Here is a 22,463-nt window from a genome sequence, read left to right on the forward strand (position 1 = left end):
TCAGCCGCGAGCATCACTCACGAAAACGCCAGCTCCATTCTGATACTGTCGATTCCAGGACCATGCCCGTCCACTTCGACAGAGGTCACGACAAACCCCAGATTCAAGTAGAAGCCCTGAACATGCTGGCTGGTATCGATGTGGGAACGGGTGACGCCCGGTGATGACCTTACGACATCAAGTCTCGCCTGGGTCAGAAACCTGCCCAGGCCGCTACCGTGTTGCTCACCGTGGACCATGCCCCATGTAAGCTCGGCCACTGACGGGTCTGACAGCACGAGGTATCCCCCGCAAGCCAGAACATCGCCATCACGCTCGACAACGAAGTAATGACCCAACGGTGCCAGCAGGAAGCTGGCAAATTGCTCGCGCTCCGCAGGATCAAAGTAACGCGGTACGTTGCTGTCAAAAATATCCAGACAGATATTCCGGGCCGAAAGTGTGTAGGGTAAGAGCGTTGCCATTTTTAGCCTGTCTGTTGCGGTTGATCACATTGCCTGACGAAATATCTCCTGAATCTGCTCAAGATCGGCACGACGCGGATTGGTCAGACCGCACGCATCTTTCAGGGCATTGGTGGCCAGGATCGGGAAATCCTCTTCCTTGACGCCAAGCACCGCGAGCCCCGCCGGGATTTCCACAGCAGCAGACAGTGCGCGAATGGCCTCGATTGCCGCCTGAGCGCCTTCTTGCGGAGAAAGACCACGAATATTGCAGCCCATCGCATGTGCAACATCAGTCAGCCGCGCAGCGCTGACGCTCGCATTGAAACGCTGAACATGAGGCAGCAATACGGCGTTGCACACACCGTGCGGCAAATCATAGAAGCCGCCCAGTTGATGCGCCATGGCGTGTACATAGCCCAATGATGCGTTGTTAAACGCCATGCCGGCCAGAAACTGTGCGTAGGCCATGTTCTCGCGCGCAGTAATGTTCGCTCCATTGGTGAAGGCGTCGCGCAGATTGTTGGCAATCAGTGCCATGGCCTGCAACGCGCAGGCATCCGTGATCGGAGTGGCAGCCGTCGAGACATAGGCCTCTATCGCGTGAGTCAAGGCATCCATACCGGTGGCGGCGGTCAGTGACTTGGGCATGGCAATCATCATGTTCGGGTCGTTTACGGATAACAGTGGCGTCACGTTACGGTCAATGATGGCCATTTTTACGTGGCGCGCTTCATCGGTGATGATGCAGAAGCGGGTCATTTCGCTGGCGGTTCCGGCGGTGGTGTTGATCGCAATCAGCGGCAACTGGGGTTTTGCCGAACGGTCGACGCCTTCATAGTCACTGATATGCCCACCGTTACTGGCGCACAGGGCAATTCCCTTGGCGCAGTCGTGAGGTGAACCGCCGCCCAGAGAAATCACGAAATCGCACTGGCGTTCCCGCAGCAAGGCCAGACCGTTCTCGACGTTGGCGATGGTCGGATTGGGTCTGGCACCGTCATACACCACCGAGTCGATGCCCTGCTCCACCAACAGCCCCGCGACCTGACTGGCCACCCCGGCCTTGGCCAGCCCTGCGTCGGTCACGATCAACGCCTTGAGAAATCCGTATTTGCGAATGGCGAGCATGGCTTCATCAATGCAGCCAGTGCCGATGATGTTCACTGCGGGGATGAAAAAGGTGCTGATCATGACGGACCCTCGTGGGTAGCTCGGATGCTTGGGTGATAGCTCAAGCATCCGCCGTGTGCGAGGTACAACCATTGACCTGGCGCAACGAAGCAGCCCGATAGCAGACCGTTGGTCGAAGATTCTTCGGTCTACGTGTGCAGGGTGGCTATTTCAGCCGATGAAGCCGTCCGCCCTCAGCAGCGTTTCAAGGCACTGCTCGCTGATGCCGTAAAACGTCTTCAGTTCCTGGATACGCGCGATCAACAGGTCAGGGTTGACCGGTTCGGCGCGCTTGACCGCCAGAATCATCTTGTTCTTGTTGGTGTGCTCCAGAGAGATGAACTCAAAGACCTTGGTCTCGTAATCGCACGCTTCCAGCAACAAGGCCCGCAGGCTGTCAGTGACCATTTCTGCCTGCTGGCCCATATGCAGGCCGTATTGCAACATCGGTTTCAGCAAGGCCGGGCTCTGGATCTGCAGGCGAATCTGTTTGTGGCAGCACGGCGAGCACATGATGATCGAGGCACCGGAGCGAATCCCCATATGAATGGCGTAGTCGGTTGCGATGTCACAGGCATGCAGCGCGATCATCACATCCAGCGCGCTGGGCGCGACAGTACGCACATCGCCGTGCTGGAACGTCAGGCCTGGGTGTTCAAGACCCGCCGCAGCGTTGTTGCACAAGGTGACCATGTCCTCACGCAGCTCGACACCGGTCACCTGGCCTTGCGCCTGCAAGGTATTGCACAGGTAGTCATGGATCGCGAAGGTCAGGTAGCCCTTGCCTGAGCCGAAGTCTGCCACCTTGATCGGTTGATCAAGCTTGAGTGGCGATGAACTCAAGGCATGGGAAAACACTTCGATGAACTTGTTGATCTGCTTCCACTTGCGCGACATGGCCGGGATCAGCCCATGCTGCCGATTGGTCACACCCAGTTCGGCCAGGAACGGGCGGCTCAGCTCCAGATAGCGTTTTTTCTCACGATCATGCCCGGCCGAAGGAGCTTCGCGCTCCTGCTGAGCCTTGCTTTTGAACAGCGTGGTCTTGCCCTTCTTGCTGAATTCCAGTTGCACCTCGTCGGTCAGCGACAGCAGATGCGCGTTTTTGAACGATTCAGGTATCAGGCTGGCAATAACGCCCACAGCTTCTGCAAGCGGGAAATTCTTGGTGATATCGCGGGTCTTGTAGCGATACACGAAGGTAAGGCACGGCTGTTCCTTGACGGTCAGCGGCTTGATGATGACCCGCTGCAATTCGGCCTCGCTGCCCACGTATTTGGCCAGCACCAGCTTGATCAACGAGTTCTGTGAAAGGCTGGTGTCCAGCAGGCCAAGAAACTGCGCGCGGTGATCGGGCGCAGTGCTGGATGACGTGGGGGTAATGACTGACATTGAAAATGTGCCTCAAGCGTCCCGGCCGGGACTCGAAAAATCAGACCGGCATTTTAGGCGCGTCGGCGCGTCAAGGGCACCCCTATTTTTCAAAGACTACACACACTGTTTGCACGGCCCTACACACCAAAGAGAAACACACACAAACCGTAAAACAATCCCTGCCGAAAATCACGAGCCACTACTTGTAGCGCGCAAAAACACCTTTATAGTCGCCATCACTGATGACAGACGATCAGATCTCACTCCTGGAGCTTTTTGCTCTAACAGAATAACTTGTACAAGGAACGTGCAGTATGTTGAGTCAAGCAGCACTCTTGGAAAACGAAGATATCGCACGGGTTACTTTAAAACCCGTAGAGTACTTGAGCCTCATATTCGATGATGAAAAAAACGGAGGCCGGAGCGCGGCACTTATTCTGACCAGGGAAGACATCCTCAGTCTTAAGCGTTACGAGCGTCACGCCCTGAATATTCCCACCTCGCTTACTCGTGTCGAACAGCAATTGGGTTTTACAAGAAGTTACATTCCCGGGCTTGAGCCCAAAGATATGCTGGTGACTTACCAGGCAATCAATAATCATGGCAAGAGCTGGCTCAGTATCGAGGATGGCATCAAACGCAGCGGGTTCGCCATTGAATTGTTTGCCACCCAATTCTCGAGACAGGGCGAACAGATCATCAACCACATCGAAAAAATGGATTTTGCCAGACAACTGGACCTGACCGTTGCCGATTTAAACATCGAGGAGGTCCGTAACACTGCGCCGGTACCACTCGGCGAAACCGATCAGAGGGTGTGTATCACGCTGGCAGAGTTTCTGAAGAAAACGGCGTCACAAATAAAAAACCATCAGCACGCTGCGCAAACCCTGGCGGACCACATCGATACGTTCAGCACCGTCCTCAGCGTCCAGCTCATTCCCGGCATCAATGACAAGGTGAAACTGGCAAATTGTTCTGATCTGGACCAGCAGATCCAGGATCTGGAAAAAGATATCGAACAACTGACGACGGAAATCGAGCAGAAAAACAACGAGTATAAAACCGCCCTTTATAATATTGCCTGGGGTCTTTTCGGCGGGCCCATCGGGGTCGCTATCACGGGGGGCATTTTTGGCGCCCAAGCGGAGGACATCCGAAAAGAAAAAAATCGAATGGTGGATTCCAAGAACCAGAAAGTTCAAAAACTCGAAGAAAAATCTCCTTTGGCAGCCGCCGTGCGCAGCCTGCAAATACTGTTTGAAGACATGAATATTCGCATGATGGACGCTCACCAGAGCGCCACCCATTTGAAAGACCTCTGGACCATGCTGGCGGCGTATATCGACCGTTCTGCCAGTGAACTTTCAGCGATCACGACTGATCAGGCGCTGATGATTTTCGCTATGCAGTTTCACGGCGTAGTCACACCTTGGCGGGAAATAAGAGGCATGGCGAATCAGCTACTCAAGATATTTGATAGTGCACTGGATCAGTTTCAACGCGAACAGCAATCCGGCAAGAGAGGACAATGATCATGAGCACTGAAACCCTGAGTGAGCCGTTGGTCCTCACCCCTCCCGACAATGAAGTCATGACAGCCGCCCGCCAGAATATTCTTGCGCAGGTGAGCAGTTTGAAGCTGAACTTTCTGCCGGCCATGAAAGAAAAAATGCTGCCGCTTCAAGACGCATTGATTAGCGCAGACAAGGCCTATCGCCAGGAACTGGCCAATATCACCGTGCAGTTGAATACTGTAAATCTGAAACCGATCGATCAGAAACAACAACTGATTGAGGCCGACGCAACGCTCAGCGACAAACAGAAACAACAAGCGATCAACCTGCTGAACGGGCAGCGCATTCGGCAGATATCGAATATCACAGCTGCGGTACGCCGCAGCGCGGCGGCCATTGCCGAGCACAGCGATAATATGGCGCAGATCAACCTGACGCTGGAAAGCAATCGTTTGCTGGAAACACTCCAGCAACAGATCGACAGCATCACCCAACGATCAGCCACGTTAGAAAGCGCAATGGCTCTAATCGCTGAAGACCGACGCCTGCTTGACGCAACGATCAGTACGCTTGAAAAGTACAACATTGCCGACCTGTTCAAGGAACTACTGCCTACCCCGGAGGAGCTACAGCTCATCATCACACCATCGCCAGAACTTGCGCTGGTCTCCGCAGGGATTGCCAGACTTGAAAAACTACTCGACAAGATCAGCAGCGCCCTGACTTATCTTGATCTTACTCGAGAGCGCGACAGGCTAAGGTCGCGCTATAACGCCCTGCTCGACGACTCCCGCCTGTCTACCCAGGAAACAAAGGTAATCAAGGAAAAACTCGACGAGTTGACAGGGCTCGCTGGCGTCGCTCAGAGCAAAGCACTTTGGGTACAAGAAGCGAAAAAGGTTTATCAATCGCTCTATCATTTTCTGGATCAGATAACATCGCCAGGTGATGCTTCGGCGTTGATCAGCCAGCATGTCGAACAACTGAAGACCTACATAAAATCGTTTTATGACGTAAAACGTATCGTCTGACCCGGACGATTTTCAAGCAAGGCAGATGTCGATAAAATCGACATCTGCCTTTTGCCGTTACCCCAACACCACCAGCCGATTCGGCAGCTCATTCCTGCCGTGCGTCACTGGAACGTGATCGGCAAGCAACTCGCCACAGGCATGGATACAGCCAAGAAACCCCTGCAAGGTCTGCCCGTCTCTGACCTGCTGGGTAAATACGTCGACCATCGCCTTCCAGGTATCGTCATGCAGACGACTGGCAATGCCATGATCAACCAGAATTTCGACATACCGTTCGGCCTCACTGACAAAAACCAGAATGCCGGTTCCGTCATGGGTCTTGTGCAGGTTTTGTTCAAGAAACTGCCGACGTGCCAGATTTCCGGCTCTCCAGCGCCGAACCGAAAGCGGCACCAGCAAGGCCGACACGTTCGAAACGCGGCAGACCAGCGCCACAACAATGAACGTACTCATTTGCGCCAGCATCAGTTCGTCCGCGCTCAACCACTGAACGCAGTAATTGACCGTGCCCGGCAGCAGCAGGCCGATCAACCCGGCCCAGATCAGCGGCATGTACGCGTAGTCGTCGGCACGAGCAGCCAGTACCGTAACCAGTTCGGCATCGGTGCGCTGCTCGACGCGATCAATCGCTTCGGCGACCTGCCGCTGTTCATCTCTGTTCAATAACGCCATGCTTCCCTCATTGACCAATCGATCCGCTACCAGTTGCCCGAAGCCCCGCCACCGCCAAAGCGACCGCCATTGCGGTCAGCGGCCCTTTCACGTGCAGGCCGGGCAGCGGCCCCGCGTATGATACTGATGATCACGATGCCCAGCACGATGAGGGTCAGAACAATCGCGATCAGCCAGACCTGATCGTCACTGGTCTGCTCTTCATATTCGGACATCTGTCTCGTCGGTTCGGGATAATCCGGTATCTGACCGCCCAAAGCCGCGATAACTGCCCGCGTACCGCGCTCGATGCCGACCGCAAAACGATTGTCGTCAAACTCGGGCGTCATCAACATATCGATGATCAAGGAGGCCTGGGCTTCATTGAAACGATCCTTCAGGGCAGCACCGACTTCCATGAATACTTTGCGCTTGTCACGGTAAACCACCAGCAGAACGCTGTCGTCTTCGCCGTGCGGCCCAAGGCTCCAGGCATCACCGAGTCGGGCTCCGAACTCTTCGATGCTCGTGCCTTGCAGATCGGCCAGGGTCACCACTACAACGCGCTCGCCGGTGGCTTGCTCGTGGGCACGCAGAAGTCTGGCCAGACGAACTGTGGTCTGGCTGTCGAGCATTTGTGCAGCATCGACCACACTGCCGGTCATTGGCGGAAAAACCAGCGCGGTTGGCTCCGCCTCGGCACGCAACCCACCTCCCAATAGCATCACCACGTACAACATCCATTGTGAAACAGACTTCAAAATCAGACCTCCGGTGCTTTTTTGAATCTATTGAAACGACACGCCTTAGCCAAAACACAAGTTCCCCGGCATAATCCATCGCCAACGCCTGATGCGGTCAATAGCTGATCGAACAGGGTTTGTATAAAAGTCAATCAAACCTCCATTTTCGTACACACCTTGGGGGACTTCGTACAGTGAAGCGGATGGCAACTATCCTTGCGCCCTGTACGAACCATAACGCCAAAGGTCCATAACCCAAAAACTGGCTGTCGGATATTAAACGCGAGTTGCTGACAAAAGCCTTGAGAAATCATTCATGAATAAGCTGTGTTTATTAGGTTTGCTGGTCGGGATGGCCAGTCAGTCGGTGATGGCCCAAAGCGCCGCCGCCACGGACAATACAACGCTTCAAGCCAAGAATGCCTTCATCGGCAAACTCATGAAACAAATGACCCTGGACGAAAAGATCGGCCAGTTGCGTTTGATCAGCATCAGCGCCGACATGCCACAGCCGCAAATTCTCAAGGAAATTGCTGCCGGAAGAATCGGCGGCACGTTCAACTCCGTTACCCGTTCGGAAAATCGTCCGCTGCAGGAAGCTGCTGTCGCCAAAAGCCGTCTGAAAATTCCGATGTTTTTTGCCTACGACGTGGTTCACGGTCATCGTACGATTTTCCCGATCAGCCTGGGCATGGCCGCCAGCTGGGACATGGACGCCGTCGCACTGATGGGCCGGGTTTCGGCTAAAGAGGCAAGTGCTGACAGTATCGACATGACATTCGCGCCCATGGTCGATATTTCCCGCGATCCACGCTGGGGCCGCAGCTCCGAAGGCTTTGGCGAGGACACCTACCTGGTGTCACGCATTTCCGATGTGATGGTCCGGTCTTTCCAGGGCAAGAACATCGCAGCCAATGACAGCATCATGGCTGCCGTCAAGCACTTCGCTCTGTATGGCGCGGTCGAAGGCGGACGCGACTACAACACCGTGGACATGAGCATGACGCGCATGTATCAGGACTACCTGCCGCCCTACAAGGCTGGCATCGATGCAGGGGCTGGCGGCGTAATGGTTGCGCTCAACTCGATCAATGGTGTCCCGTCGACCGCCAACAAATGGCTGATGCAGGATCTGCTGCGCAAGGACTGGGGCTTCAAGGGCGTGACCATCAGCGACCATGGCGCGATCAAGGAACTGATCGACCACGGCGTGGCCAAGGACTTTCGCGAGGCCGCCAAGCTGGCGATCAAGGCTGGCGTCGATCTGAGCATGAACGACGTGGCCTATGGCGAGCAGTTGCCCGGGCTGGTCAAGGACGGCGAGGTTTCCATGAAGGAAATCGACAGCGCCGTGCGTGAGGTACTTGGGGCAAAATACGACATGGGCCTGTTCGCCGCTCCTTACGGCCGAATCGGCGTCGCTGCCGATGACCCGGCAGACACCTATTCCGACGACCGCCTGCACCGTGCCGAGGCTCGCGATGTTGCGCGCAAGACACTGGTGCTGCTGAAGAACCAGAACGACACGCTGCCATTGAAGAAACAAGGCACCATCGCGGTTATTGGTGGATTGGCTCAAAGTCACCTCGACATGCTCGGCAGCTGGTCGGCAGCGGGCCGTCCCAACCAGTCGGTCACTGTCTATGAAGGGCTGGCCAACGCGGTCGGCGACAAGGCCAAACTGGTTTACGCCCGTGGTGCCAACGTCAGTGACAACGAGCACATCCTCAACTATCTGAACTTCATCGAGAAGGAAGTCGAGGTCGACCCGCGTCCCGCGCAGGAAATGATCGACGAAGCGGTCAAGGTCGCCGAGCAGGCTGATGTGATTGTTGCCGTGGTAGGCGAGTCGCGCGGTATGTCCCATGAGTCGGCCAGCCGCAGCAGCCTGAACATTCCGGGCAAGCAGCGTGACCTGATCAAGGCACTCAAGGCCACGGGTAAACCACTGGTGCTGGTGTTGATGAATGGCCGTCCCCTGGTACTGGTCGACGAGCAGGAACAGGCCGATGCCATGCTCGAAACCTGGTTCCCGGGCACCGAAGGTGGCAACGCGGTGGCGGATGTACTGTTCGGCGACTACAACCCGTCGGGCAAGCTAGCCATGTCGTTCCCGCGCTCGATCGGTCAACTGCCGGTCTACTATGCACACTTGAATACCGGCCGTCCGTATCATGAAGACAAGCCGGGCAACTATACCTCGCACTATTTCGAGGAGCCCAATGGCCCGCTGTTCCCGTTCGGTTACGGTCTGAGCTATACGCAGTTCGACGTCTCGGACATCAAGCTGTCTGACGCCAGCATGACGCGCAAAGGCAAGCTCACTGCCAGCGTAACCGTGAAAAACACCGGCAAGGTTGCAGGCGCGACCGTGGTGCAGTTGTATCTGCATGATGTGGCTGCCTCGATCAGTCGCCCGGTGAAAGAACTGAAGAACTTCGAAAAAGTGATGCTTGAGCCTGGCGAGGAAAAAGTCGTTAACTTCACGCTCAGTGAAAACGACCTCAAGTTCTACAATAGCGAGCTCAAGTACGCTGCGGAACCTGGTGAATTCAAGGTCATGATCGGCCTGGACTCGCAGACCGTGAAGGAAGCGACCTTCAATCTGTTGTAACGCTCGTCCATGGCGCGTTCGCAGGCATTGGTCTGCAAACGCGCCAGCAGAGTCCGATCAGGCCGCAACATGACGCTCAAGCATCGTTACTGGCGCATTACCCTGTACATGCTGCTGATTATGGCCGGTGCGGTGCTGTGCGCCGGGCTTGCGATGCATCAGGCCCACCGTCACGCGCTATCAGAAGATGCGGTGCGTGCCGAAGGGCAATTGGCATTGTATGCCAATACCCTGCATACCCTGATCGAACGTTATCGCGCCCTGCCCTCTGTTCTGGCACTGGACCCGGAGATACGTGCGGCGTTGAGCGGTCCGGTAGCCGCTGACGTGCAGAACGCGCTCAATCTCAAGCTGGAAAAAATCAACAATACGGCGCATTCATCGACGCTTGAATTGCTCGACCTGCACGGTCTGGCAATCAGCGCGAGCAATTGGCGCGCACCCAACAGCTATGTCGGCCACAACTACGGCTTTCGCCCCTACTTTCTGCAAACACGGGCTCAGGGTACCGGGCGCTTTTACGCGGTCGGTGTGACCACCGGAATCCCTGGGTACTTCTTGTCCAGTGCGGTGGTGAACGATACGGGGGCCTTCATCGGTGCGATGGTCGTGAAGCTGGAGTTTCCGGACCTTGAGCAGGAGTGGGGCCAAGGTGACGACCTGCTATTGGTCAGCGATGAAAAAGGCATCGTTTTCATTGCCAATCAATCGGGCTGGCGCTATCGCGAGCTGCTGCCTATTTCTGTAGAGGACCGTGCCGACCTGCTGCGCACGCGCCAATACGACAAGAAAGTACTGTCCCCGCTGCGCAGTAGGGTCATCGAAAGCTTTGGCGAAAACAGTCATCTAAGCCGTGTCGAAGGCCCGGATGGCACCACGGATTATCTTTGGCAGTCGCTGCCGCTGCCCGATGAAAACTGGACCTTGCACCTGTTGCGCAAGCCACCCACGTCCAGCGAGGACATTCGCAACGCGGGCCTCGCCGCAGCGGGTATCTGGCTGGCACTGGTATTTCTGGCTCTGTTTCTCTATCAGCGCTGGCGACTGGCGCGATTACGGGAGCGCAACCGGGACGAACTGGAGCGTCTGGTACAGGAACGCACCCGTGATCTGCAAACCGCGCAGGACGGTCTGGTCCAGTCGGCCAAACTGGCGGCGCTGGGGCAGATGTCGGCAGCGCTGGCCCACGAAATCAACCAGCCGCTGACAGCCCAGCGCATGCAACTGGCAACCGTACGGCTGCTGCTGGATCAGGGCCGAATCGATGAAGCCTGCAAAGCGCTGATTCCGGTCGATCAACAATTGACACGTATGGCCGCCTTGACCAGCCATCTGAAGACCTTTGCCCGCAAGAGCCCCAGCGGTTTGCGCGAGAGGCTGGACCTGGCCACGGTAGTCGATCAGGCCTTGCTGTTGCTCGATCCGCGCCTGCGCGAGGAGCACATCGACTGCGTGCTGCATCTGTCACGTCCCGCGTGGGTGCGTGGCGATGCCATACGTCTGGAGCAGGTGCTGATAAACCTGCTGCGCAATGCACTGGACGCCATGCGCGAGCGCCCGTCCAGGCGCCTTGAAGTGCGTATCGACGCCATCGACAAGCAATGGCGGCTCAGCGTCAAAGACAACGGAACGGGGATCGCCGAGGAAAACCTGGCCAGTATTTTCGATCCGTTTTTCACCACCAAACCTGTGGGCGATGGTCTGGGCCTTGGCCTGGCCGTGTCGTACGCCATCATTCACGAACTGGGCGGGCAACTTAAGGCGCAAAACCATGCCGAAGGTGCTGTGTTCTGGTTCAGCCTGCCCAATGACTTTCTGGAGGCCTGACCCGGCATGTTGAACTCGGTCATCGTGGTAGACGACGAGGCACCCATTCGGCAAGCCGTCGAGCAATGGCTGACGCTGTCGGGGTTTGAGGTGCAAGTCTTCGCCCGTGCCGAGGAGTGCCTGGCACAACTGCCGGAACATTTCCCCGGTGTGGTGCTGACCGACGTCCGCATGCCGGGCATGAGTGGTCTGGAACTGCTAAGCCGCCTGCAAGGCATGGACCCGGACCTGCCGGTCATCCTGCTGACCGGCCATGGTGATGTGCCAATGGCTGTAGAGGCGATGCGCGAAGGTGCCTATGATTTTCTGGAAAAGCCCTTCAGCCCCGAAACGCTGATCAGCAACCTGCGGCGCGCGCTGGAGAAGCGCCAACTGGTGCTGGAAAACCGCCGCCTGCATGAACAGGCAGATGCAAGAATCCGACTGGACGCCACGCTGCTCGGCGTGTCGCCCAGCCTGCAGACCTTGCGCCGCCAAGTGCTTGAGCTCGCGCAACTGCCGGTCAATGTAATCATTCGGGGGGAAACCGGCAGTGGCAAGGAATTGGTCGCTCGCTGCCTGCACGATTTCGGTCCACGCGCCGGCAAACCTTTTGTCGCGCTCAATTGCGCGGCCATCCCCGAGCATCTGTTCGAAGCCGAGTTGTTCGGGCACGAAAGCGGCGCGTTTACCGGTGCACAGGGCAAACGTATCGGCAGACTGGAATATGCCGACGGCGGCACCGTGTTTCTTGACGAAATCGAGAGCATGCCCATGGCGCAACAGGTCAAGCTGCTACGCGTTCTGCAAGACAAGCGCCTTGAACGGCTGGGTTCGAATCAGAGTATCGATGTCAACTTGCGGATCATTGCTGCGACCAAACCGGACCTGCTTGAAGAGGCCCGCGCCGGGCGCTTCCGTGAAGATCTGGCCTATCGCCTGAACGTTGCCGAACTGCGTCTGCCGCCGTTGCGCGAACGCCTTGAAGACATCGCGCAACTGTTCAGCCACTTCACCCGAGCCGCCGCCGAACGCATGGGCCGTGAAGTTCCAGCACTCAGCGCCACGCGCCTGACCCAGTTGCTCAGCCATGACTGGCCCGGCAACGTACGCGAGCTGGCCAATGCGGCCGAGCGGCAGGCGCTGGGCCTCGAACTCACCCCGACGCAGCCCGATATTCAATTGCAGGGGCACTCTCTGGCAGCACGCCAGGAAGCCTTCGAGGCACAATGCCTGCGCGCTTCGCTGACCCGTCATAAAGGTGATATCAAGGCTGTGCTCAACGAGCTGCAACTGCCGCGAAGGACGCTGAACGAGAAAATGCAGCGTCATGCTCTGGTACGGGAAATGTTCCTGAACTGATGGCTGCGCACATCCTGTATAGCTTCTTCTGGCGATAACCGAACATTTCCCGCGCTGCCGGGTCTGCATACTGTCCCGGCTATGTAAGGCCGTGATGGCTGGATAGCTTTAAGGCATAATGACATCATTCCCGCCTGGCTATTCAAGCTCACATTGGCAGTCCGAAAGTTGGGGCATTTTCTACCGTGAATACTCCCCTCGACCTCCCACTGGGAGGCGGCGATATGGGCCGGCTCATCCGAGAGACAGACTGGTCGACGTCTGCGCTGGGACCGAAGCAAGCATGGCCAGCAGCGCTACTGTCATCAATGAACCTGATGCTAAGTTGCCCCGATAGCATGTATCTGCTTTGGGGGCCGGACTTTGTCCTGTTTTTCAATGACGCCTATGCCCAGGTTTTGCCCGTTGCAGCAGAGCAGGCTCAAGGACAACCCATTGCCTCGGTGTGGGGCGATGCCTGGGAGGCCGTGCGCCCGCTGGCCGAGCAGGCGCTTGGTGGACACAGCCGCCGGTCTGACAATATTGAGCGCACCATCGTCCGCAACGGCAAGCCCGAGCAGACCTGGTGGTCGCTTTCCTATTCGCCGCTCTACGGCGATAGCGGCCTGATCGAGGGCGTGTTCTGCCGGGTCAATGAAACCACTTCCCAAGTCATTGCCCAGGCCCGACAAAATGAAAACGAAGCGTTTACCGAGCGTGTTCTGTCGAGCATCAATGATTGCATCAAGGTGCTGGACCTCGATTCGCGCCTGACCTTCATGAGCGAAGGCGGTCAGCGGATCATGGAAGTCAGCGATTTCAACGCGATTCGCGGCTGCCCCTGGCCTGACTTCTGGCAGGACCAGGGCAATCTGGACGCCATCGCTGCTGTCGAAGCGGCCCGCGCGGGTCAGAACGCCAGTTTCATGGGCTCGGCGCAAACCATGGCGGGCACTGTCAAATGGTGGCATGTGCAAGTCAGTCCGATCTTCGGCAAGGACGGCAAGCCGGAGAAAATTCTGTGCGTGTCCCGCGACATGACCCAGCTCCGAGACGCTGAACAAGCGCTGATGTCTCTCAACGAAACGCTTGAGCAGCGTGTGATCGAGCGCACCCGTGACCGTGACCGCATCTGGCGCCTGTCGACTGACCTGATGCTGGTGGCGCAATTCGACGGGATCATCTGCGCGGTCAATCCGGCCTGGACTCAGGCTCTCGGCTGGTCGGAAGAACAACTGCTCGACAGCCAGTTCCTGGGGCTGGTACATCCTGAAGACGTGGACAGTACGCTGGCCGCCATGAGCGGGCTGGAAAACGGCCAGACCATTCCTCACTTCAAGAATCGCTATCGTCATCTGGACGGTTCGTACCGGACCATCTCGTGGACTGCCGTGCCGGACCAGCAATACATTCATGCCGTCGGCCGTGACATTCAGGCCGAGGAAGAGGCCAATGCAGCGTTGCGTCTGTCCCAGGAGGCCCTGCATCAAGCGCAGAAACTGGAGGCTATCGGCCAACTCACCGGCGGTGTGGCGCACGACTTCAATAACCTGTTGACGGTAATCCGCTCCTGCAGCGACCTGTTGAAGGCACCTAACCTTGAAGAGCATCGCCGTGTGAAGTACGTCGAGGCCATTTCCAGTACGGTAGACCGGGCGGCTCGTCTGACCGGTCAGTTGCTGGCCTTCGCCCGCCGTCAGGCCTTGCAGCCGGAAGTGTTCGATGTCTGCAAGAGTGTGGCGCGTATTGGCGAGATGATGGATACGCTCACCGGCGCACGCATTCAGGTGAGCATCGACCTGCCTGCCGAGCCGTGCTTTATCTTCGCCGATGGCAGCCAGTTCGACACTGCGCTGGTCAATATGGTGGTCAACGCACGCGATGCAATGTCGGGCGCGGGCCGACTCAGCATAAGCGTTGAATGCGCTGCCTGCCCCACTGCCGATCAGCCTGCCTCACTCAGCGATGGCGATTATGTGAAGGTGTCGCTGACCGATACCGGCGCGGGTATCGCCAAGGAAAAACTGGGCATGATCTTTGAACCGTTCTACACCACCAAAAGCGTGGGACAGGGTACAGGGCTGGGGTTGTCGCAGGTATTCGGCTTTGCCAAACAATCGGGCGGCGAAGTGCTGGTTGAAAGCGAACTGGGCAGAGGCAGCTGCTTCACGCTATGTCTGCCGAGTGCAAAAAATCACGAAGTCGTCGCGCAAGACAAGCACTGCGCGCCTGCCGCTTTGCCCGGTCTTTGCGTTTTGATGGTCGAGGACAATCAGGACATCGGCACGTTTACCCGACCGATGCTTGAGCAGCTTGGTTTTCAGGTGCTTTGGGTCAAGAGTGCCACCGAGGCGCTGCATGAGTTGTCCGGTAACCCGGAAAACTTTCATGTGGTGTTTTCGGATATCGCGATGCCCGGCATGAGCGGGCTGGAACTGTACGCTGAAATCGAAGCTCGTTATCCCTGGATGCCGGTCGTCCTCACCTCCGGCTACAGCACTGAATTTGCAACGATCGCTCAGGACGAAACACACCGCTTCGACCTGTTGCAAAAACCCTACTCCAGAGAAGATCTGGCGGCGATCCTGCACAGGGCGGTGAGTCGCACTGGAGAATAATAATGCTGCAAAGGCATCCTGACGCGGGGTGCCAGCAGGCATTCCCGACGCATAAAACCAAGACAACACCTGTCGCCTTGATTCAGAATCACGCAAAACATTGCAACAATCCTTGAGCAGGGAGCATTTTTGAGATGATCGTCGGTATTGACCTGGGCACCACCAACAGCCTGGTGGCTGTCTGGCGCGACGGCAGCAGCGAGCTGGTTACCAATGCGTTGGGAGAAACACTGACTCCAAGTGTGGTCGGGCTGGACGACGAGGGGCAGATTCTGGTCGGCAAGGCGGCGCGCGAACGTCTGCAAACTCACCCGGACAAAACCACGGCGCTGTTCAAGCGTTATATGGGCAGCGCTCAGGAGATTCGCCTGGGATCTGCCACCTATCGCCCGGAAGAGTTGTCTTCACTGGTGCTCAAGAGTCTTAAAGCCGACGTCGAGCGCGCGTTCGGCGAGCCTGTCACCGAGGCGGTGATCAGCGTTCCGGCATACTTCAGTGACGCTCAGCGTAAAGCGACGCGCATTGCCGGGGAGCTGGCCGGCCTCAAGGTCGAGAAGCTCATCAACGAGCCGACAGCAGCAGCCCTGGCCTACGGACTTCATCAGAAGGAAGGCGAAACCTCGTTTCTGGTCTTCGACCTGGGCGGCGGCACGTTCGACATCTCGATCCTCGAACTCTTCGACGGCGTGATGGAGGTGCGTGCCAGTGCAGGCGACAACTTCCTGGGGGGTGAAGACTTCGACCGTCTGCTGGTCGAGCACTTTCTGACCCTGCACCGAGATGAGCAGGACTTCCCCGGCAAGGAACTGGTAACGCCCTCGCTACGACGTGAAGCCGAGCGCGTGCGCAAGGCGCTGGGCCAGGAAAACAGTGTCGATTTCGTGCTGCGCCATGCCGACCGCGAATGGCGCAAGACAATCACGCAAGAGCAGATGAATGATCTGTTTGCGCCTCTGCTGGCCCGCCTGCGCGCGCCCATCGAGCGAGCCTTGCGCGATGCGAAAATTCGCGTCGCAGATCTGGACGAAATCCTGCTGGTGGGCGGCACTACACGTATGCCGCTAATCCGCAAACTGGCCGCCGGGATGTTCGGGCGTTTTCCGGCCATCACGCTCAACCCGGATGAGGTCGTCGCGCAGGGTGCTGCGATTCAGGCAGCACTCAAGCAGCGCGATGCGGCGCTGGAAGAAGTCGTTTTGACCGACGTGTGCCCCTACACCCTGGGTATCGAAACCACACAATACGTGTTCAACGGCTATCAGTCCGGGCATTACCTTCCGATCATCGAGCGCAACAGCGTGGTGCCGGTCAGCCGGGTGCGTACCGTGAACACGGTTGCCGACAACCAGGAGCACGTTCTGCTGCGGATCTTTCAAGGTGAAAGCCGCCTGGTCAAAGACAACATCGCGCTGGGCGAACTGAATATTCCCGTGCCGAAAGCCAAGGCCGGCGAGGTCGAACTGGACGTGCGTTTCACATACGACAACAACGGCCTGCTGGAGGCCGATGTGCGGATCCAGATGACCGGCGAAAATCACAAGCTGGTTATCGAGAACAACCCCGGGGTCATGACACCCGCCGAAATCCGTGAACGACTCAAGGTGCTGGAAGCGCTCAAGGTTCATCCTCGCGAACAACAGGTCAACACTCACCTGACAGCACGTCTGGAACGGCTCTATCAGGAGTATCTGGGCGAGGCACGTGAAACTATCGGAGTCTGGGCTGCACAATTCCAGCGCGTGCTGGAAACCCAGGATGACCGGCAGATCAATGAACTGCGCAAACAGCTCGAACAGGAAGCAGACCGTTTCGAACGAGGTGAATGGTGACGGCAATGGATTGCTGGAGCGTACTGGATCTGGGCCATGATGCCGACGAGCGCAGCATCAAGCGCCAATACGCCAGGCTGTTGAAAACCACACGTCCCGACGACGACCCGGTTGCCTTTCAGGCGCTGCGCGATGCTTACGAGCAGGCGCTGAACTGGGCAAGAAATCGTGCTGAAGACGACGATGAGGGCAGTGACGTCTGGGCAGTTGCTGGTCAGCCCCACGAATCCCTGCCCCTTGATGAGCCTGCGCTGGTAGTCCGACCGGACCATCGACAGGTACACCCGGCATTCGACATGGCCGAGCCTCCTGCCCGCCCGGCAGTAGAGTTGAGCTGGTATGAGCAAGCCAGTCAGACCACACCGGAAAACCTGCACTCACAACGTCAGATAGCCCAGGATCAAGGCTGCGATGAGCTCTTCCAGCAACATCTGGCCCGGCGTTGCCTGCTGGACCCGGAGGACAATCAGGCGCTGATCAAGGCCGCCGTCGAACAACTGCATTGGCTGACACCCTGGCAAAAAGTGCAGCTCAGGACTCATCAGGCACATCGGCTGACTCAGGCTCTGCTGGACAGCTCGCTTGAGTCATTTCATGCCATGCTCGAAAACAACGAGGAACGTGCCTTTCTCGATGCGCTCAAGGCACTCCGGCAGCAGCCATGGCTGACATCATTTGATCGCCAGGAGCAACTTGAACAGTGGACCATGACACTGCTGCTCAACAACCATGACTGGTCCCCTGCCCTGTTCGAACGCTTGAGCAGCCTTTTTGCCTGGGATCAGAAACATGACGTGTATGCAGGGCCGCTTTCCCTGTGGATGAATCTGGTCCAGCGTTGTGAAAAGAAGGCATTCGTCGCACACCAGCAGAAACTGCTCGAAGCCTCACAAGACAGTCCCGAGGCCATGGCTGCGCGTCTTCTTCTGCAACCACCACCCCTGGATGAAAGGCTGCGACTGGCAAGGCACGGTAATCAAGAGCTGTGGCAAGCCTGCGAAAAACTGGCGTCCGACCTGATTCACCGGTTCCCGGATGCCATGCAAGAGTTCCCGGACGCCGACGTACAATCCTGGCGTAAATTGCCTGAGCAGGTGTCATCCAATCTCAATCTCAGGGCCTATTTTTTCGGCGTATTGACGATCTTCACGACGGCATCACTGGACCCTTCCGGCAGCAACGTCACCTGGTACGAAATAGCTGGCCTTGCGCTGACCGCGCCGGTTTTCCTCCTGCCTGTCATCCATATATTCATGTCGTTCTGGCGCCCTTTCGCTGAGCGTATCAAGCCGGTGGATATGCGCTGGAGTGCGCGCTTGCTGCCCGATTACCTGAGCTGGCCCGGTTATCAGGCGCTGGCGCTGCGCCACGGTATTCCGATCGTCACGCTAGGCTACGTCTGTGTACAGAAAGGGCCCGTACTGGCAGCGCTGTATGGCGCAGTCCTGCTGCTATGGATCGTGCTGTCGCCGTACCGGATTTCATGTTTTCAGGACGCCATTTCCGTCAGGACCGGAGGCTGGGATAGCGTAAAAGCCTTCTGCGTCAGAAATACCTTCAAGGCAATCATGATCGTTCTGGGTCTGATGCTCGCTTTCGTCGTGGGCGTGATTGTGTTCGGCCCTGCACGCAGTCACTAACCTCGCTTGAGTACCCATCGGCAAGAATCCGCCTACCTCAATCGGGCAGATAAGCGGATTCTTGCTCATCAAAGTCTCTCAACCGCTCTAGAACAGGCTCTCATGGTGTGGCACAGCTCCTGCTATGTCACAGGCAGGGCATCCAATGCCTCCTTCCAAAAATAATGAAAAACAAGGAACACCATGGAAACTTCCAATCCCGCCTCCCGTGGGTCGGCTGCTACTGCTGCTGGCCAAAAAACCACTTCCAGCCGTTTGAAATCCATTTTCAGCGGCTCGGTCGGCAACATGGTCGAGTGGTACGACTGGTACGTCTACGCCGCTTTCTCGCTGTACTTCGCCAAAGCGTTCTTCCCCAAGGGCGACACCACCGCACAACTGCTCAACACCGCCGCGATTTTTGCCGTGGGCTTTCTGATGCGGCCTATCGGTGGCTGGCTGATGGGGCTTTACGCTGACTACAAGGGGCGCAAGGCTGCGCTGATGGCATCGGTACTGCTGATGTGTTTCGGCTCGCTGATCATTGCCCTGACCCCGGGCTATGAGAGCATCGGCGTCGGTGCCCCGATCCTGCTGGTGTTCGCCCGACTGCTGCAGGGCCTGTCTGTCGGGGGTGAATATGGCACCTCGGCCACCTACCTCAGCGAAATGGCCAGCAAGGAACGTCGCGGCTTCTTTTCCAGCTTCCAGTACGTCACGCTGATTTCCGGCCAACTCATCGCGCTGGGCGTGTTGATCGTGCTGCAGCAGACGCTGACCACCGAGCAGCTGTATGCCTGGGGCTGGCGTATCCCGTTTGTCATCGGTGCCCTGTGTGCAGTGGTTGCGCTGTTTCTGCGCCGTGGCATGGAAGAAACCGAGTCGTTCACCCGCAAGAAAAAGGAAAAGTCCAAGGAAAACCTGATGCGCACATTGATGCGTCATCCCAAGGAACTGATGACCGTAGTCGGCCTGACAATGGGCGGGACCCTGGCTTTCTATACCTACACCACGTACATGCAGAAGTACCTGGTCAACACCGTCGGCATGAGCATCACCGACTCGACCTCGATATCAGCCGCGACGCTGTTTCTGTTCATGCTGTTGCAGCCGGTGATTGGCGCCCTGTCCGACAAGGTCGGGCGGCGTCCGATCCTGATTGCGTTTGGCGTACTGGGAACGCTGTGTACCGTACCGATCCTGACCACGCTGCATACCATTCAGACCTGGTGGGGCGCGTTCTTCCTGATCATGGCGGCGCTGATCATCGTCAGCGGTTACACCTCGATCAACGCAGTGGTCAAGGCCGAGCTGTTTCCGACCGAGATCCGTGCGCTGGGTGTCGGCCTGCCGTATGCACTGACAGTGTCGATTTTCGGCGGTACTGCGGAATACATCGCACTGTGGTTCAAGAGCATCGGCATGGAAACCGGCTACTACTGGTACGTAACCGCGTGCATCGCCTGTTCGCTGCTGGTGTATGTCTTCATGAAAGACACGCGCAAACATTCGCGGATCGAGACAGATTGATCACTCTTCGTTAACACGCCTGAGCGGCATGCCCACGCCTGAGTTGGCGTGCCGTTTCCACGCCGGTGTGAGAAACACAATATCGGTTACATCGATACAACCTTCATCATCGCCCCCTGAAACGACATGAGCACTTGCTACAAAGTGTTTCAATACAGTGCACACTTTCGAGACCAATCAGCGATAAGACATTGAAAAAATTACACTTCCATTTTGTCAAGTGGCTTTATTACAAGATTTTTCAAAATATGCACCTCGATAACGCAACATCGCCTGCAAGGCCCGAAATCAGAGCATCACAGCCAACTATCATTTTCAGCGATGGTCGCTAGCAATCCGATTAACTTCTTAATAATCCGCTGGCGCGTAGCATTGCCTCCATACCGGGATGACAACTCACCCGACACTCATTGGAGACATCATCATGAAAACCACTAAATTGATCTTCGGCCTGGCTTTCTCTGTTCTGGCTTCCAGCGCCTTTGCACTTCCAGTCACAACTGTTCAAAACGATATGTCCCGCTCGACCATCGTTGCTGAAGGCGGCACCAAACACACTAATGTCGGTTCAATTCGTGTCGCTGCTGACGGCGCAGACCGTGTCGGTGCGAATCGTCAGGCTGCCGATGGTGCAGACCACGTCGGTGCCAATCGCCTGGCCGCTGATGGCGCGGACCGTGTCGGTGCAAACCGTCAGGCCGCCGATGGTGCAGACCACGTCGGTGCCAACCGTCTGGCCGCTGATGGTGCAGACCGCGTAGGTGCCAATCGTCTGGGTTGATAGCCCACGCAACGCCCCAAGCCCGGCCGATGTCGGGCTTCTTCATGTCTGGCCCAGGCGGAAATACACGCTGCTCTGGCATCCTCTGCAAATGCGCAGCACTATGTCCGCATCCTACAGAGCCCATCAGGAATCGAGCATGTCAGACGCTATTCACTCCTACGAGCCATCCAAGGGTCACGGCCTGCCGCATGACCCGTTCAACGCGATTGTAGGGCCACGCCCGATCGGCTGGATTTCATCGCAGGATGCCAACGGCAAATTGAATCTCGCACCCTACAGTTTCTTCAATGCGTTCAACTATGTGCCCCCCATCATTGGGTTCTGCAGCGTTGGTCGCAAGGACAGTCTCAATAACATCGAGCAGACCGGTGAGTTTGTCTGGAATCTTGCGACCCGCTCGCTGGCTGAAGCCATGAACCAGAGCTGTGCCCCGGTAGCGCCGGATGTCAGCGAGTTCGAGCTGGCCAACCTCACGCCACTGGCCTCCCATATCGTTTCGGTCCCACGTGTGCTGGAGACGCCGGTGTCGTTCGAATGCAAAGTCACCCAGATCATTCAATTGCAACGCGCCGACAAGGAGCTGGTGCCCAGTTGGCTGATTCTGGGCGAAGTGGTGGCCGTACACATCGAGAAATCCCTGCTCAAGGACGGTGTTTATGACACCGCGGCCGCTGAGCCGATCCTGCGTGGCGGCGGTCCTGCAGATTACTTCCAGCTGGGGCCGGAAGCGCTGTTCAAGATGTTCCGTCCAGGCGCCTGATCAGGAATCGCCCCATACCGGCTCGCCCTCGGCATCAATGTCGATCAGCCGCTGCAGTTCCTGTGCAGCGGCCAGGTCGGCGTCATCGGCAGTCTTGAACTTCTGGTCCGGCAGCAGCGCATGAAAGCGCGGCGCTCCGCCGGCACCCAACCCCTTGATGGCAATTGCCGCGTTGTACCCCTGCTCGGAAGGCATGACTGCCGACACCACTTCAAACCCGTTGTATTCCTTGCGTGCCATGCGTCTGGACCCTGCTCATAAATCAAAGCGCGAATTCTAGCGCGTCTTCCAGCGCATTCGTCACGCAGCAAGCGCAGATGATGACTACCGACGCAAACTTCAACCGTGTCCTACACTTTAATCAGTTCTTTCAAACTGCTCTGTAGCCGAGGTAAGGAGTGCGTCATGAAAGCAATAACAAGAAAATGCATGGTTGTCGCAGGAGCTCTGGCGGTATTGGCCGTGTACAGCGCCGGTGCCTATCGTAACGAACTGGCGCGCCAGGCCCCCTATGTCTCCAGCTGTACGTTTGGCCATTGCGTGCCAACCGATGCCACCTTCAGCGCCTTGCGATGACGCTTGCGGAGCATGAATTGCGTCATCGTTCAGCAAAGGCAGCTATCGATT

Annotated in this window: 18 protein-coding genes; 12 read left to right on the top strand and 6 right to left on the bottom strand. The window is 57.1% G+C overall.

Features of this window, described 5'->3' with window-relative positions:
• Nucleotides 1-17: 17 nt before the first annotated feature.
• From KP808_RS19915 to KP808_RS19925, 3 genes are all read right to left on the bottom strand, one after another.
• Complete coding sequence (locus KP808_RS19915; RefSeq protein ID WP_230016744.1) at nucleotides 18-464, bottom strand: GNAT family N-acetyltransferase; 447 nt, start codon at nucleotides 462-464, stop codon at nucleotides 18-20.
• A gap of 24 nt (nucleotides 465-488) precedes the next feature.
• Nucleotides 489-1,637, bottom strand: coding sequence for an L-threonine dehydrogenase (gene yiaY / locus KP808_RS19920; RefSeq protein WP_230016745.1), 1,149 nt, complete (start codon nucleotides 1,635-1,637; stop codon nucleotides 489-491).
• 150 nt (nucleotides 1,638-1,787) lie between these two features.
• Complete coding sequence (locus KP808_RS19925) at nucleotides 1,788-3,008, bottom strand: class I SAM-dependent methyltransferase (RefSeq protein WP_230016746.1); 1,221 nt, start codon at nucleotides 3,006-3,008, stop codon at nucleotides 1,788-1,790.
• A gap of 296 nt (nucleotides 3,009-3,304) precedes the next feature.
• On the opposite strand from KP808_RS19925, the gene KP808_RS19930 reads away from it, so the two are divergent.
• Together KP808_RS19930 and KP808_RS19935 are read left to right on the top strand one after the other, a co-directional pair.
• Complete coding sequence (locus tag KP808_RS19930; RefSeq protein ID WP_230016747.1) at nucleotides 3,305-4,525, top strand: alpha-xenorhabdolysin family binary toxin subunit A; 1,221 nt, start codon at nucleotides 3,305-3,307, stop codon at nucleotides 4,523-4,525.
• On the top strand, nucleotides 4,522-5,538 hold the full coding sequence (locus KP808_RS19935) for an alpha-xenorhabdolysin family binary toxin subunit B (RefSeq protein ID WP_230016748.1): 1,017 nt from the start codon (nucleotides 4,522-4,524) through the stop codon (nucleotides 5,536-5,538). The genes KP808_RS19930 and KP808_RS19935 overlap by 4 nt, the downstream gene beginning before the upstream one ends.
• 57 nt (nucleotides 5,539-5,595) lie before the next feature.
• Here KP808_RS19935 and KP808_RS19940 read toward each other — a convergent pair whose 3' ends face one another.
• Nucleotides 5,596-6,213 (bottom strand): TPM domain-containing protein, encoded by a 618-nt coding sequence (locus KP808_RS19940; RefSeq protein WP_004664032.1) that lies wholly within the window; start codon nucleotides 6,211-6,213, stop codon nucleotides 5,596-5,598.
• A 26-nt stretch (nucleotides 6,214-6,239) separates the two neighbouring features.
• The gene (locus tag KP808_RS19945) at nucleotides 6,240-6,932 is read right to left on the bottom strand and encodes a TPM domain-containing protein (RefSeq protein WP_230018925.1); all 693 of its coding nucleotides are present in this window, start codon (nucleotides 6,930-6,932) and stop codon (nucleotides 6,240-6,242) included.
• Nucleotides 6,933-7,251: 319 nt separating this feature from the next.
• On the opposite strand from KP808_RS19945, the gene bglX reads away from it, so the two are divergent.
• The 9 genes from bglX (at nucleotide 7,252) to KP808_RS19990 (ending at nucleotide 21,836) form a co-directional block, all read left to right on the top strand.
• Nucleotides 7,252-9,549, top strand: coding sequence for a beta-glucosidase BglX (gene bglX, locus KP808_RS19950; RefSeq protein ID WP_058400785.1), 2,298 nt, complete (start codon nucleotides 7,252-7,254; stop codon nucleotides 9,547-9,549).
• A gap of 69 nt (nucleotides 9,550-9,618) precedes the next feature.
• A complete protein-coding gene (locus tag KP808_RS19955) occupies nucleotides 9,619-11,376 on the top strand; it encodes an ATP-binding protein (RefSeq protein WP_230016749.1) in 1,758 nt (585 codons plus the stop codon).
• Nucleotides 11,377-11,382: 6 nt separating this feature from the next.
• Nucleotides 11,383-12,717: a sigma-54-dependent transcriptional regulator gene (locus KP808_RS19960; RefSeq protein ID WP_230016750.1), complete on the top strand. Its 1,335-nt coding sequence runs from the start codon at nucleotides 11,383-11,385 to the stop codon at nucleotides 12,715-12,717.
• A 224-nt stretch (nucleotides 12,718-12,941) separates the two neighbouring features.
• Entirely contained in the window at nucleotides 12,942-15,314 is a 2,373-nt protein-coding gene (locus KP808_RS19965; protein WP_080396245.1) for a PAS domain-containing protein, read from the top strand.
• A gap of 134 nt (nucleotides 15,315-15,448) precedes the next feature.
• A complete protein-coding gene (locus KP808_RS19970) occupies nucleotides 15,449-17,143 on the top strand; it encodes a molecular chaperone HscC (RefSeq protein ID WP_058400782.1) in 1,695 nt (564 codons plus the stop codon).
• A 5-nt stretch (nucleotides 17,144-17,148) separates the two neighbouring features.
• Nucleotides 17,149-18,783 (top strand): J domain-containing protein, encoded by a 1,635-nt coding sequence (locus KP808_RS19975; protein ID WP_230016751.1) that lies wholly within the window; start codon nucleotides 17,149-17,151, stop codon nucleotides 18,781-18,783.
• A gap of 183 nt (nucleotides 18,784-18,966) precedes the next feature.
• Entirely contained in the window at nucleotides 18,967-20,292 is a 1,326-nt protein-coding gene (locus KP808_RS19980; protein ID WP_058400781.1) for an MFS transporter, read from the top strand.
• A 424-nt stretch (nucleotides 20,293-20,716) separates the two neighbouring features.
• The gene (locus KP808_RS19985) at nucleotides 20,717-21,073 is read left to right on the top strand and encodes a hypothetical protein (protein WP_058400780.1); all 357 of its coding nucleotides are present in this window, start codon (nucleotides 20,717-20,719) and stop codon (nucleotides 21,071-21,073) included.
• Between the two features lie 139 nt (nucleotides 21,074-21,212).
• Nucleotides 21,213-21,836, top strand: a complete 624-nt coding sequence (locus tag KP808_RS19990; protein ID WP_004658879.1) for a flavin reductase family protein — start codon at nucleotides 21,213-21,215, stop codon at nucleotides 21,834-21,836.
• Here KP808_RS19990 and KP808_RS19995 read toward each other — a convergent pair whose 3' ends face one another.
• Nucleotides 21,837-22,076: a hypothetical protein gene (locus tag KP808_RS19995; RefSeq protein WP_058400779.1), complete on the bottom strand. Its 240-nt coding sequence runs from the start codon at nucleotides 22,074-22,076 to the stop codon at nucleotides 21,837-21,839. It abuts the gene before it with no gap.
• Nucleotides 22,077-22,241: 165 nt separating this feature from the next.
• Here KP808_RS19995 and KP808_RS20000 point away from each other — a divergent pair, with 165 nt between their 5' ends.
• Nucleotides 22,242-22,412, top strand: a complete 171-nt coding sequence (locus KP808_RS20000) for a hypothetical protein (protein ID WP_004416346.1) — start codon at nucleotides 22,242-22,244, stop codon at nucleotides 22,410-22,412.
• Nucleotides 22,413-22,463 lie beyond the last annotated feature (51 nt).

It is taken from the genome of Pseudomonas savastanoi (assembly GCF_020917325.1).
GTDB classification, from domain to species: Bacteria; Pseudomonadota; Gammaproteobacteria; order Pseudomonadales; family Pseudomonadaceae; genus Aquipseudomonas; species Aquipseudomonas amygdali.

Bases quoted from the DNA above. Each gene is read 5' to 3' on its own strand.
- yiaY (WP_230016745.1), bottom strand. From the start codon at position 1,637: ATGATCAGCACCTTTTTCATCCCCGCAGTGAACATCATCGGCACTGGC.
- KP808_RS19970 (WP_058400782.1), top strand. From the start codon at position 15,449: ATGATCGTCGGTATTGACCTGGGCACCACCAACAGCCTGGTGGCTGTC.
- KP808_RS20000 (WP_004416346.1), top strand. From the start codon at position 22,242: ATGAAAGCAATAACAAGAAAATGCATGGTTGTCGCAGGAGCTCTGGCG.
- KP808_RS19930 (WP_230016747.1), top strand. From the start codon at position 3,305: ATGTTGAGTCAAGCAGCACTCTTGGAAAACGAAGATATCGCACGGGTT.
- KP808_RS19980 (WP_058400781.1), top strand. From the start codon at position 18,967: ATGGAAACTTCCAATCCCGCCTCCCGTGGGTCGGCTGCTACTGCTGCT.
- KP808_RS19925 (WP_230016746.1), bottom strand. From the start codon at position 3,008: ATGTCAGTCATTACCCCCACGTCATCCAGCACTGCGCCCGATCACCGC.
- KP808_RS19960 (WP_230016750.1), top strand. From the start codon at position 11,383: ATGTTGAACTCGGTCATCGTGGTAGACGACGAGGCACCCATTCGGCAA.
- KP808_RS19995 (WP_058400779.1), bottom strand. From the start codon at position 22,076: ATGGCACGCAAGGAATACAACGGGTTTGAAGTGGTGTCGGCAGTCATG.
- KP808_RS19945 (WP_230018925.1), bottom strand. From the start codon at position 6,932: ATGTTGTACGTGGTGATGCTATTGGGAGGTGGGTTGCGTGCCGAGGCG.
- KP808_RS19990 (WP_004658879.1), top strand. From the start codon at position 21,213: ATGTCAGACGCTATTCACTCCTACGAGCCATCCAAGGGTCACGGCCTG.
- KP808_RS19915 (WP_230016744.1), bottom strand. From the start codon at position 464: ATGGCAACGCTCTTACCCTACACACTTTCGGCCCGGAATATCTGTCTG.
- KP808_RS19975 (WP_230016751.1), top strand. From the start codon at position 17,149: ATGGATTGCTGGAGCGTACTGGATCTGGGCCATGATGCCGACGAGCGC.
- KP808_RS19935 (WP_230016748.1), top strand. From the start codon at position 4,522: ATGATCATGAGCACTGAAACCCTGAGTGAGCCGTTGGTCCTCACCCCT.
- KP808_RS19985 (WP_058400780.1), top strand. From the start codon at position 20,717: ATGAAAACCACTAAATTGATCTTCGGCCTGGCTTTCTCTGTTCTGGCT.
- bglX (WP_058400785.1), top strand. From the start codon at position 7,252: ATGAATAAGCTGTGTTTATTAGGTTTGCTGGTCGGGATGGCCAGTCAG.
- KP808_RS19940 (WP_004664032.1), bottom strand. From the start codon at position 6,213: ATGGCGTTATTGAACAGAGATGAACAGCGGCAGGTCGCCGAAGCGATT.
- KP808_RS19955 (WP_230016749.1), top strand. From the start codon at position 9,619: ATGACGCTCAAGCATCGTTACTGGCGCATTACCCTGTACATGCTGCTG.
- KP808_RS19965 (WP_080396245.1), top strand. From the start codon at position 12,942: ATGGGCCGGCTCATCCGAGAGACAGACTGGTCGACGTCTGCGCTGGGA.